At 35.5% G+C, this 12,020-nt stretch carries 13 protein-coding genes and 1 pseudogene; 12 read left to right on the top strand and 2 right to left on the bottom strand.

The window, feature by feature from the left end:
* Positions 1–323: 323 nt before the first annotated feature.
* The 4 genes from MHH87_RS09225 (at position 324) to MHH87_RS09205 (ending at position 4,004) form a co-directional block, all read left to right on the top strand.
* Positions 324–1,292 carry a transglutaminase-like domain-containing protein gene (locus MHH87_RS09225; protein WP_340749017.1) on the top strand — a complete coding sequence of 323 codons (969 nt, stop codon included), beginning with the start codon at positions 324–326 and terminating at the stop codon, positions 1,290–1,292.
* 492 nt (positions 1,293–1,784) lie between these two features.
* Positions 1,785–1,922, top strand: coding sequence for a hypothetical protein (locus tag MHH87_RS09220; RefSeq protein ID WP_340749016.1), 138 nt, complete (start codon positions 1,785–1,787; stop codon positions 1,920–1,922).
* Positions 1,923–2,135: 213 nt separating this feature from the next.
* Positions 2,136–2,648, top strand: a complete 513-nt coding sequence (locus tag MHH87_RS09215) for a hypothetical protein (RefSeq protein ID WP_340749015.1) — start codon at positions 2,136–2,138, stop codon at positions 2,646–2,648.
* Between the two features lie 873 nt (positions 2,649–3,521).
* Complete coding sequence (locus MHH87_RS09205; protein WP_340750948.1) at positions 3,522–4,004, top strand: GNAT family N-acetyltransferase; 483 nt, start codon at positions 3,522–3,524, stop codon at positions 4,002–4,004.
* Between the two features lie 398 nt (positions 4,005–4,402).
* Here MHH87_RS09205 and MHH87_RS09200 read toward each other — a convergent pair whose 3' ends face one another.
* Together MHH87_RS09200 and MHH87_RS09195 are read right to left on the bottom strand one after the other, a co-directional pair.
* Complete coding sequence (locus tag MHH87_RS09200; RefSeq protein ID WP_340749014.1) at positions 4,403–5,596, bottom strand: hypothetical protein; 1,194 nt, start codon at positions 5,594–5,596, stop codon at positions 4,403–4,405.
* Positions 5,589–6,086 carry a sigma-70 family RNA polymerase sigma factor gene (locus tag MHH87_RS09195; RefSeq protein ID WP_340749013.1) on the bottom strand — a complete coding sequence of 166 codons (498 nt, stop codon included), beginning with the start codon at positions 6,084–6,086 and terminating at the stop codon, positions 5,589–5,591. Before MHH87_RS09195 ends, MHH87_RS09200 begins: the two co-directional genes overlap by 8 nt.
* A 640-nt stretch (positions 6,087–6,726) precedes the next feature.
* Here MHH87_RS09195 and MHH87_RS09190 point away from each other — a divergent pair.
* The 8 genes and pseudogenes from MHH87_RS09190 to MHH87_RS09155 all read left to right on the top strand — a co-directional run bounded on the left by MHH87_RS09190 (position 6,727) and on the right by MHH87_RS09155 (position 12,018).
* The gene (locus MHH87_RS09190; protein ID WP_340749012.1) at positions 6,727–7,020 is read left to right on the top strand and encodes an RNA polymerase alpha subunit C-terminal domain-containing protein; all 294 of its coding nucleotides are present in this window, start codon (positions 6,727–6,729) and stop codon (positions 7,018–7,020) included.
* 198 nt (positions 7,021–7,218) lie between these two features.
* Positions 7,219–7,377, top strand: a complete 159-nt coding sequence (locus tag MHH87_RS09185) for a hypothetical protein (protein ID WP_340749011.1) — start codon at positions 7,219–7,221, stop codon at positions 7,375–7,377.
* Between the two features lie 133 nt (positions 7,378–7,510).
* Positions 7,511–7,654 (top strand): hypothetical protein, encoded by a 144-nt coding sequence (locus MHH87_RS09180; protein WP_340749010.1) that lies wholly within the window; start codon positions 7,511–7,513, stop codon positions 7,652–7,654.
* Positions 7,655–8,074: 420 nt separating this feature from the next.
* Entirely contained in the window at positions 8,075–8,500 is a 426-nt protein-coding gene (locus MHH87_RS09175; RefSeq protein WP_340749009.1) for an NUDIX hydrolase, read from the top strand.
* 95 nt (positions 8,501–8,595) lie between these two features.
* Complete coding sequence (locus MHH87_RS09170; RefSeq protein WP_340749008.1) at positions 8,596–9,138, top strand: GNAT family N-acetyltransferase; 543 nt, start codon at positions 8,596–8,598, stop codon at positions 9,136–9,138.
* A 311-nt stretch (positions 9,139–9,449) separates the two neighbouring features.
* Positions 9,450–9,796, top strand: a pseudogene (locus MHH87_RS09165) (YrdB family protein).
* 272 nt (positions 9,797–10,068) lie between these two features.
* Positions 10,069–10,536 (top strand): GNAT family N-acetyltransferase, encoded by a 468-nt coding sequence (locus MHH87_RS09160; protein WP_340749007.1) that lies wholly within the window; start codon positions 10,069–10,071, stop codon positions 10,534–10,536.
* Between the two features lie 429 nt (positions 10,537–10,965).
* A complete protein-coding gene (locus MHH87_RS09155; RefSeq protein WP_340749006.1) occupies positions 10,966–12,018 on the top strand; it encodes a hypothetical protein in 1,053 nt (350 codons plus the stop codon).
* The last annotated feature ends 2 nt before the right edge of the window (positions 12,019–12,020 follow it).

Here is a 12,020-nt window from a genome sequence, read left to right as displayed (position 1 = left end):
ATTTATTGAAGTGGAAAGAGTGGATTGAAGAGAACGAAAAGAATAATGATGATGCCATGCACCGTTCCACAGTCCTAAAGGTCCTCACAGCAGCCTTTAGGATTTTTTGATTTTTTAAAAGGAAACTTTTGGAAGGTCCGTCTCGTAGAAAATAGTTATCGTTAATAACGGACGTACGTTTTTCATACATAGTTAAAGGTCGTCATGAAGAGCAAAATTATTCTGCGAACGGAGTGTACTAATTGAGTAGTTATTGTTTACAAAAAAAGTATGTAGGTAGCTACACTGTCAAGCATAAGTATGACAATACGACAGATAATGATGTGGAAATTTGGTTTTCGCTTGCTTTGGCTTCCGATTCACAAAGAGAAATCTCGTTTATTCTTTTGCCAAAACCCTCACAAAAGAACGAGCATCATTTTTTAAATACGATCAATTATTATGTTGTTAAATCAGCTGAGTGCTTGAATATATCTTATCAATATCGTAGCTACGAAGTGTCATTACTGAGCGGAACTCGAATTCACACAGAGACAATTGCTTTGTCAGAAGAAGAGAAGCACTATTTTTTAAGGTCCACACCGATCAATCTAGTGAACGAGGAATTAAAAAACGAGGCGAATGAAATTATTCAGGGGGAAGAGGACTCCGTTGAGCGAGCTAGGAAGATATTTAATTTTATTGTAAAAAAGTATAGTTACTCGCGCCATACCTATGAACGTGGGGTAATGAGTTTCCGGAAGAATAAGAAAGGGGATTGCGGGGAATTTGCAGGACTCTTTGTTTCTTATTGTAGGTCTTTAGGAATGCCGAGTAGAGTGATGGTTGGCTCTTCTTGGTCAAATGGAAAGACACGGGCGCATGTGTGGAGTGAATTTTTTGTAGAAAATATTGGCTGGATTCCTGTTGATATTGGTTCAGCTGCCCTATTAAAAAATCCACTGAATAGTTTTAGTGTTCTTGCTAAAAAGGCCAAGTATTTTGGGGCAATTGAAGGGAAGCGCATTTGTTTCTCGGTTGATACAGATCGCGCCTTAACCCCGTTTTATATTGACCAACCATCTCCTGATAATTTCCCAGTCTATGTTGTGGGTGATAGGGAGCTTGCTTGGGGATATGAATCGATTGATGGCACAGCGCCATATATGCAGCCCATGTACGTGAAACTCCATTCGAAAGTGAAAAAATTGAAAAATGAACTCGTCTTGGGGAAGTGGATTGTGAAAGAATCAACACTCCGCCAGCTATTTTTAACGACTAAAAATATTGCCTTACTACTCTGGATTTTTTAATGACCAGTTCCTGTGTCCTAGTCTATTTTATTAGTGTGTACGGATGGATTAATTGGATAAATTTAGCATCCGGCTTCTTCTACCTATTATATATAACCATCAGTGTTTTCAGAAAGGAACGCAATCTGTCTACTTATATTATGGCAGTACTTTTTGTAATTGCCTTTTTAGGTAATGTGATACGTATGTTGGCGTAAAAGGGAGTGTGGAATGCATGCGTAACAAGAATTTTAGAAGGTGTAAACGAAAAGTAAACACAATAATCTAGCTTTTTGAGTGTAAATATGATAATTTCAATAATCTTTAGCGAGGTGAATATTGGTATTGTCTGCTACCAGTCATGTGGCATGCGTAAATTATTGTGTTCAAAAGCAAGGCAAATTACTGAATTTTTCAATCGAAACAATGCGTGGATGAATGAAGGTGGAATTTAGGTTGTAGTAGAAAAAACAGGACTGGCAAACTAAATAGATACTCTAGGGGGACTTGAAATTGAAGAGGAGTAACCATAGAAATTCAAGAAATTATTATTCTGAAAAAGCTGCTGTAACCGGCTTTACATTTAAAGGTATGATTTGGCTAACTATTGTGTTAATTGTGGGGAATATTATTCAGTATTTTTTCTTTTAAAAGCGAGGCAGTAAATAATGAAACAGAAAAAGAAAGTTAGATTAATACGTCCGATAAGAAATATTGAGTCTCCCGTATAAAAGAGTAAGACGTAAACCGCAAATGTGATTAAGTCTTATTTTTTTTTGAATATGTCTACTTTATATTGTTAAGTGGGACATGAATCGAATATATATAAACAAATCACTCGATTAAATGTAAAAGGGGAATAGTGTGAAAAGAAGCATGCGTGTTTCAGAGAAGTATTTCTTGCGGGGGTTATTTTTAATTTTAGTGTTTATGCTCATTCACGATTGGGTGCCACTTGGTTCTTTAAATGATATAGAAGCAGTTAAAGTAGAAAATACAGCAGACGAATTGATCAAGAAGACAGTTATTAATGCCGGATCTATTTTGATTGTTATCATTATTACATTGCTGTTTGTCGGGAAAAGATATCCTAGATGGGCAAGAGCTTGGTTAATCATTCATTTATTAGCAATTATGATTGGTGCTGCAATGGCATGGTGGGTTCCTTATTTTTACGGAGCTTCAGATGAATTAATTACCCAATACCAAGTCATGTTTGGCAACACTCATATGTTTTTACCAGAACGAAATGGAATTACACCGAACACCATACATGTCGTTTTCCATTCGATTTTGCTTTTGACTTGGCTGTTAGCAATCTATATTAGCCTGACAAAACCAAAGAAACCGAATAAGAGACATACCTATAGATACTAATTGACCTTACGCGGGAAATGAAATCAGATTATTTCTCGGGAAATTAGAGAATAAAACAAACGTTAAGCAGAAAATATGATGTTTTTGGGTGGTGCGTACTAATGGTGTGAGGAGACGATGACTTTGGTTAATAAACTAGAAAACTTACAAGAATTAAGTATGGCCGTTCTTTTATTATGTTCATTTTTTTATTTGCGGCAGCTGAAAAAAATGAGGAAGGAAAGAAAATTTTCGCGCTTCGAATTGGTCACCTATAGAATTGGTCAACTTGCTGCTGTGGTTTTAGCATATACAACCCTTTTTCTTATTCGTAGTAAATAAGTTCATTTCAAAGACATTCAGTAAGATGTATATTTAATGGTGCGCGCACATACCTTACATCAATGTGAGGAGATGATTAGTTTGATTAGCCTACTTGAAAATATACAATTAGCAAGTGTAGTAGTTTTGGCCTTATGTTCATTTTTTTATTTAAGACAATTGAATAAGTTGAAGAGGGAAAGAAAACTAACGCATTTTGAATCAGTAATGTCTATTATCTGTCAACTTGCATATATTCTCCTGGCCGTCACATCACTGCTTCTTTTACTTGGAACAAAAGTATAATGATTTTCATATACTTTTCTTATTACATGAGTTCGGTACTCCTACGAACTCATGTTTTATTTTTGTTTAAACTAATCAGCATTAACCATACAAATTTTGGTCATTTGTTCATCTCATATGGGGACAGAGTATAAAGCGTTTGATGAAATTATTCAATCTGAAGTTCGTCTTTCGTAAATAAGCCTTCATCTATTGTGATAAAATGTAAAATAAAGGTAAATTTAACGAAATGTAAATAGGGGGGCTACTTTGATGGATAAACCATTGATAACGATTAAAATTCGAAAAATGCATATAGACGATATTAAAGCCGTACAACATATCGCTGAAGTAAGCTGGAATCGAACATATGATGGGATTATCCCTTTGACAGTGCAAAATATTTTTTTAGCGGTGGCTTATAGCGAAGAGATGCTAATGAAACGTTTGAAAATGACGCCTTTTTTTGTGGTGGAAGAGCATGGGGAATTGATTGGATTTGCAAATTTTTCGCCTGTTAAAGAAAATGGAGAAATAGAATTATCTGCTATCTATATTTTGCCTGAAGCCCAACACAAAGGAGTAGGTACTCAGCTACTCACATATGGATTAGCTAACTTAAAACCTAATAGAATTTGCCTAAATGTTGAATCAGAAAATACGATAGGGAAAAATTTTTACTATGCGAAAGGATTTAAATTTATTGAAGAATTCGACGAGGATTTCAATGGATATAGGTTAAAGACTACTCGTATGGCTTTAGAAATATAGCAAATATAGGTGCAACGAACGCGTGTTAGTTGAATAGATGCTCCAGATGTTTATAGTGGAGGCTTCATATGATAGTAACGCCATTACACTACTTTTTGTCTCGCTGTTTTGAAGGGTTATACCTTTTAATTGGATATACATTTGTGCGAGCGAAATAGGCCAGTGGGTTGCAAGTATCTTAGATTGTATAAGTCTTTTACTTGTAATGATTTCTCCAGTAATTTTAGCTGCGTCTGAACTTGAGATAGAATAGAAAGTTATTTAACTCAAGGAATGGGAGCTGTAGGAGCCGAGATAAAGTAAGTCAATTCCATCAAGACAACTAAAGTCCCAATAATTATTAAGAAAAAAGCGTTCAATGTATGTTTTGAACGCTTTTTTTAACGGCTTTTCTCATATTAATCAATCGCCATAATAAAGGCTGGTTGCCAAATGCCTTGTTCATTTTTGAGCATTCCTGCTGACGTCTCCAGAGAACTTGTACTAGTTGGGCTCGTTGGAAAGAAGTGAATCATACCGTTAATTTCATTTATCTGCTCAAACTGTCCTTCTTCAATTCCATTAAAGCCGTATGCACTTAGAAGTCTTTGGATGTCCTCCGTAAAATAATAGTCCCTTATTTTTTGTGTCCTTTGTAAATAATTCGCTCGTACCGTTCGCGTAGGATCACGATCTGTCAATAACGCATAATAGGTTTCATAATCCAGTTCCATTTCAGCTTGTAAATACATTTTCGTAATCGTTAATGGTTCAACGTCCAAGAGTAAAGACAAATCATAAGTTTCTTTAAACGCACCATAAAGTGATTGCTCCTCAGTTGTTAACGTAAAAGAAGGTTCGAGCTTTTGAATGCCGACGACTTTTCCAATCAGCTGGTTATCATTGATCACCTTCACAGTATGCCCGTTGTCATTCGAATAAACGGCATACTCATTCGTACGTAATTGTTCAAGTTCCACATCAATATAATCTTGCGTTTTAAAATAATGCTCCCGTTCGCCAAAATAATACTTAGCAATTTCTTTTTCTTCCGCATCCTGATCGCCAACGGGTTTAACTGCACCTGGCAATGCCAAAAATTCGCCATTTAATGTTATTTGTCCGTTTTCCATTTGTACTTTATCTTCTGTAACGCCATATACAGTTGCAACATTAACACCGCTAAGGCCATAGTAGGCAATATAATCTCCTACTTGTATAGCTGCTTCTCGTTCAATGACCATTGGGAGGTTCGCCAGCATCCACTGTTTACCCATTAAATATGAGGCACCAGGTTTAGGTTCGACAACTAATTTTCCATTCGGCTCAATGATTGGAAGCACAGTTTCATTTTCCTGCAATAATGTAAAAAGTTCATTTTGATTTGTGGGTAATGTCGCCACCGTTTTTGTTGCCATTGTTTCATCCTGCGTCATTCCGATAAAACTTAATATTAATAAAAATGCCAACGCAACAGTGTAAACTTGCCAATTTAATTTTTTGACTGAAGCTTTACCTGGTTGTTTATTTATCAAAATCCGGCGCTTCATGTCCTCACTGAATGGTGCCTCTGAACGAAGCTCCTGTTTTAGCTGCTCTTTTAAATTATTCAAGGTTAAACACCTCCGCCTGTAACGATAATTTTGATTTTAGTAAATCCTTTCCTCTACGTAATCGTGTGCGCACAGTATTTTGAGAAACATCTAGCAAATTCGCTATTTCGCGTGCCTCAAATTCCTCATAATAAAACAAAATAATGACTTCGCGGTAGTGAATTGGTAGCCCCATCACCGCATCCATTAGTGATTGAAATTGTTGCTGCTTCATTACTTCCTGCTCTGCAGATTTTTCGTTTGTCCAAAAGGGCGTTAAAAATTGCAACACGTTTTTTCGCTTCATTTTTCGTAATTCATCATGGCTACGATTAATTAATATTCTCGTCAAATATGTTTTCAGCGCTGCCTCCCCACGAAAAGCGTCACCCTTTGTTGCGTATGTTAAAAACACGTCCTGGGTAATTTCCTCTGCTAAGTGCTTGTCCTTCACATATAAATAGCTTAAATGGAATAGGTACTCTCCGTATTCCTCTACTAGCTGCTCCATATTTACCACCACCTTACTATTCTATTACTACTTAGACGTAAAAGGTTTCGAATATTGTTCAACAAATTATAATTTATAGGAAATTTTGGATTTGTCATAATTATATAACTAAAAAACCGAGTAAGGTAAAATTTACATGTTTTTATAAGGCGGTTGTGTGCTACATATGGTATGAACACGAGTTGGAAATCCGAACGAAGGAGTAGGCGTGGAAGAACTGAACGTCTTATAAATGGTGAAATGGATATTTTTTGTAATGTGAATCCGTATAAAGGATAATGTTGTTTATGGTAACTAGAAGGACTTTTGAGGTGAAGCCTAAAAGAACGCTTTTGCAGATTTTAGAAGGTGAAGAGCTTGAGGCATAGTAAAAAGATTCCTCAGCTAAAAACGTGTGTTAGTTGAATGTGAACGCTCAACTCTTTATGAATGCTACACCTACCAAAAGAAATTATGAACAACTATGTGATTTTTTTGATGAAAAATGAAATTAGACGAATTGAGGATACGACTTAACCACTAATAAGTGCCATTGACGCTTAATATATATTAAGTTGTAGATCAATCTCGACAAATTCAACATTTCAATAAAAATTCGCATTAGAATAAAAAAATTCGAAAGAAAAGGAGACATGTATTAATGACAATTTCAGAAAAAAAGTTAAGGATTTGCAAAAAAGGACACAAATATTATAAAAGTAGCGATTGTCTTGTCTGTCCGACTTGTGAGCTAGAACGCAAACCTGAAAACGAATTTCTTTCACTTCTCTCTGCACCAGCAAGACGGGCATTGGAAAACAATGAGATAACTTCTTTGCTGAAGCTATCAAAATTTAGTGAAAAAGAGATTTTGAAATTTCACGGTATGGGACCAGCTTCATTACCTAAACTTAGAGCGGCTTTGGAAGAAAAGGGGCTATCATTTAGGAACTAAACATCGGAAGTATTATACTTAATTGATTGTCTTGTAAGACTACTGAAGCGTGCTAATATTCATTTTTTCTTTCTTCAACGCACTGGCGACATTGCCGATGATAAAAGAGCGATTAGAACAAATGAGCTACAAGAGATGCTACAGCTAAATCTTGATGACATAGAGCCAGCATGCGTGACGAGGATGGAGAAGAAACGTTTGCTTTACATTTTTTTGAAGAAGAAAAAGCGCCAGCCTCTTCGTTATGCAATTGCAGCGATCTTCCTTTCTACTGGAATTGGCTCTTCTGTCATGTTCATTTCCCCAACAATTACGTCTCAAATTCCAGTTGTTCAAAACATCGTTGATTATTTTTAATGGTGAAACAACGCAGTTTATGTATTTTGATGAATATGCAACGGTTATCAGTTCAATACAGACGAGCAATGGTTAAACAATCGAAATTGGCGATGCCATATACGACGGCACGACCGTTACGATTACGTTTGCAATGAATTCAGAAACAGATTTAGGAGAACATCCATTTATTTGGAATCCAATTGAAACGAACGGTAAAATGGAAGGTGGGTCAGTTACATCCATCAAGAAAGTGGCAGATACAATTAACTTTTTTTATTTGTGTATCGGCAAGTAATGCTTATTTATCCACAAATAAAAAACCCGGAAATAAATTTCCGGGTTTGATTACCACTTACAGTTATTCCTCCATGACACGCTGCCTCGCTTCCGCTTGGATCTTAAGATTTACCTAAGACAACCGTACGTTAGCTTTGTTCAGTATTGACGGTCCTTCAGAGCTATTGATCATTCGCACTCATCGGGTTAACCCTCCTAGTCACATTGGTTTGAAAGTGAAATCTTTACTAGTATAGATCAAATATTATTTTTCATACGTTTTATTTTTTGTGGAATTAGAATTTTCTTTTATGCTATTTGGAATAAAAGGAATACTAATAGTTAATAAATTCCAATTACCAAGAACCTTAAGTATTAATGCAAGCAGGTTAGTTAAACAAGAATGTGGAATTCTATTAATTGAAAGGTGAAATTAATGATGTTAAATGAGGTTAATGATCTCCCGATGGATAAAAGAATTGCTAGTGTACATTGTATTCCGATTACTGAGAATGGTTCAATTGTTATGGCTTGGGACAATGAAGAACAATTATTAACAACTATTGGGGGGAGAATTGATGCAGCATTAAAGCGAGAAGCAATGGAAGAAGAAGGAATTATAATTGGTACTGAAAGGGTTCCATTTGCTTCTTGGTATTGGAAATCCTCAGATACTTATACAATTTGGTATTTAGTGAAAGTGGAAAAATTTTTGCCTCATCCTTTTGATTGTGAGAAATCAGGGTATGTAATATTTAACCTAGAAACAGCTAAGCAATTAATTTCCAAAACAGAACCTGACAATGACAATAGAATTCAAATTCTAAATATGGCATATGACAAAGTTAAACTGCTTAATTGGTAAAAAAAATCTGCATTAGTTCAACTAGCGGGAGATTTACAGGAAGATTCGGATTTCAAATCTTAACGAAAAAGACAGTGAAATGGAGGTAGAAGTATTTGTTTGGAATTAAAATTGAAGAAGATTTATATTTAGGTCTTTTAGAAAAAAGACACGCCAATGAATTATTTGAATTAACGCATGGTTCGAGGAGTTATTTACGTGAATGGTTACCATGGGTAGATTTAACAAAATCTGTAGGGGATTCGGAAGATTTCATCAAAATGACATTAGAACAATTTGCTGGTAATGGTGGCTTCCAATTAGCGATTTGTTATAAAGGGAAAATTGCAGGTGTAATAGGTTTGCATAATATTAATTGGTCTAATAAATCTACTTCTATTGGTTACTGGCTAGGAGAAGGATTCCAAGGAAAAGGATTGATGGTGAAATCATGTGCAGCAGTTATTCGATATTGTTTTGAGGATATGAATCTAAATCGAATAGAAATTCGAGTAGCAACTTCTAACAAGAAAAGTAAGGCTATTCCTGAAAAGTTAGGTTTTCAGAAAGAAGGGTGTTTACGAGATGCCGAATGGTTATATGATAAATTCACTGACCATTATGTTTTTAGCCTACTTGAAAAGGATTTTAGAATGTAAGGGGGCATTACGAAAGGTTCGAGTAACTGTTTAGTGATATCATTCATGTTGCAGAATTCAAGAAAGCTTTAGTAATGCTGCTAAAAGGCAATAAAGCAACGATTTTATTGTTGGGAGAATGGCTTGTGGCAAAAACAACATTAAAATAGGAGATTATTGGCGGTTACGGCGTAGTTCCTAGTTGGACACCTGGCACAATTAATTTGGACGATAAAAAACAATTAATTAATAAAGAAATGATTAAGCAGTAATGAACGCGCTTAAGCAAAATTCATTTTTGTGCTAGCGAGGAAGGTTAATGGAATAGTCATATAAGAGAAGAGGGGTTTGTTATTACCGCAAATTTAGCACTACGTTTTATTTTAGAAATATGTGCCTTAGTTTCATTAGGTTATTGGGGATTTGAAATGGGGAATGATTATTTTTTAAAGATTTTTTAGGTGTTGGTACGCCTCTTCTAATAGCGATAATTTGGGGAACATTTGGATCTCCAACTGCTCTGATACCAGTTCAAGGAATTCTAAGATTATTACTAGATCTGGTAATATTTGGACTATCGACATATGCACTGTATGATGTTGGAAAGCCTATGTTCGCAATGGTTTTTGCCATTATGGTAATATTAAATAGTTTTTTTATTTTTATATTTGACCAGTAATAATCAGCTTGCAAATACACTAGCCATAGGGAGTGGAAGTGGCGCTTATTTAGTTGTGTTATAAATGGCTATATTTAGGATTTAATCAAAGACGATTTTTACGGTATAGGATGTTTATAGAGAAATAGAAAATAGATATCTATAAAATTTTATTAGAGGGATTGTTATAACACTTGTATATATTTTCATAGACTGGGCTTGAGATAGTAAGGAATATTAAAGAAATAGTTGATGCTTATTGTGAGCGGAAATATTAACGGTGGGGTGTTGAGATGGAGTTAGTCTTTTATAATGAAACATTACGTACTGCGATTGAAAGCTACACATTAACGGAAGAACAGCTACAATTCACGATATCACCGATGGAAGCATTGAAATTAGTGAAAAAGGATGCTGATCGCTTTCCTATTCTCGCCATGGAGCAGGAAAAGCTTGTTACGTTTTTTATTTTACATAAAAAGGGTGGCGTAAAAGAGTTTTCAGATAATCCTCATGCGATTTTGCTACGAAGTTTTTCAACGGATTTTCATGAGCAAGGAAAAGGTTTTGCTAGGCAATCTTTAATGCAGCTACCTGAATTCATGAAAATTCATTTCCCAGAAATCAATGAAATTGTACTTTGTGTGAATAGTGGAAATGCGGTTGCACGGCGCTTGTATGAAAAGTGTGGCTATATTGATACAGAAGAGCGTCGAAATGGACGTTGGGGTGAACTAATTGTAATGAGCTATTGTTTGTGAAGGGATATTATCGCGGTAGATATCCATTTAATTTTAGGCTGTTTCCGAAAACTTTGTTGTTTTTTCTGATAGTAAAATTTCTCATGTGAACTAGTCTAAGGGAGGTCATTTTGTTATTAAAATTGGAGTGATTGCGGGAAAAGAAAGGTTTCTTCCTAGTAAGCAAATTAACGGCTCCCCAATTTTTCAGTGGCCTCGTAATTCAGCATATCCTTTTTGTTAAAAATCTACAGTTATCCTTTATAAAATCCATTCGCCATCATAGAAGTGACAAAAAGAGACAATAAGAATGGTTTTTCATCGCAGGGGAAATATCTATTCGTATTGAATGTTAAGTTAATAGAGAAGTCAGTGTGTGCAAAATACTATAAATAATTGCCTCTCTAATATGATTACTTGCGAGTACTTAAACAAAGGGGATGACGGTAGATGCGTCTAATAGACAAATATGTTCATGAATTGCAACTTTGCTTACCAGCTAGGAAACGAGAAAAAATTGGTAATGAAATGCGTTTAATGATTGAAGGGATGTTACCAGAGGAATATGGTGAGCAGGATGTGGAACGTGTATTGACTGAATTAGGCAATCCGGCTATTGTAGCGAGTAAATTTGGAATTCGCCGAATGAATTTAATTGGGCCTCGCTATTTTGATATGTACTGTACGTTGTTGAAAATAATTGTACCTGTGGCCGTGATGATTACGTGCATTTCTATGCTCGCAGATAACTTAGGTACGGTTGATCACACTCTGTCAATGACCGACTTAAGTATGCTACTTTTAGGAGAAGGGATTGCGCGTGTATTATTTGTGTCGATTTTGTCGTTTTGCGGGATTACAATTATTATTTCAATTTTAGAACGCATCACGCCAAAGAATGGTAGTGTCCCATTAGCGACGGCACAGTGGACAACAGATGAGTTAAGAAATACGCAAATGATTTCGATTAAAAAAAAGGTTTATAAATCTCATATTTTCAGTCGTCTTATTTTAATGACGCTCTGGGCCACTATTTATTTTAATGCGGACCATCTACTTGGAATTTATGAATATGTAGCAGGCGAACTAAGTTTTGTCCTGCCTGTATTAAACCAAAATGTGTTAATGACATGGTGGATGTTAATAACAATGATTATTATGTCGGAAGTGGCTTTATGCATGTACAAGCTATTTGAAGGACAATGGACTAAGAAAGTCGTCTTGTTTCAAGCAGGACATGAAATACTTACGACAGCCAGCATAATTTTCCTCTTTACACGACCAACTATCTTCAATAAGGATTTTCTCGTCTATATGGCGAATGCTTTCAATACGACAACCGAGCGTTTTGTAAATAATAGTATCTTTTGGTTTCTCGTATTATCTATCTTGTTTTCCTTACTCACAGTTTACGACGCGTGGAAAAAAGCACAGTTGCCATCACAGTTGTACTATAAAGTGAACGAACGTGTGCAGTTTATAAAAAATCGAGGCTCGTTATAAAA

This window comes from Solibacillus sp. FSL H8-0538, from assembly GCF_038003525.1.
Classification (GTDB): domain Bacteria; phylum Bacillota; class Bacilli; order Bacillales_A; family Planococcaceae; genus JBBOPI01.
This window is presented reverse-complemented; position numbering and strand designations above follow the sequence as displayed.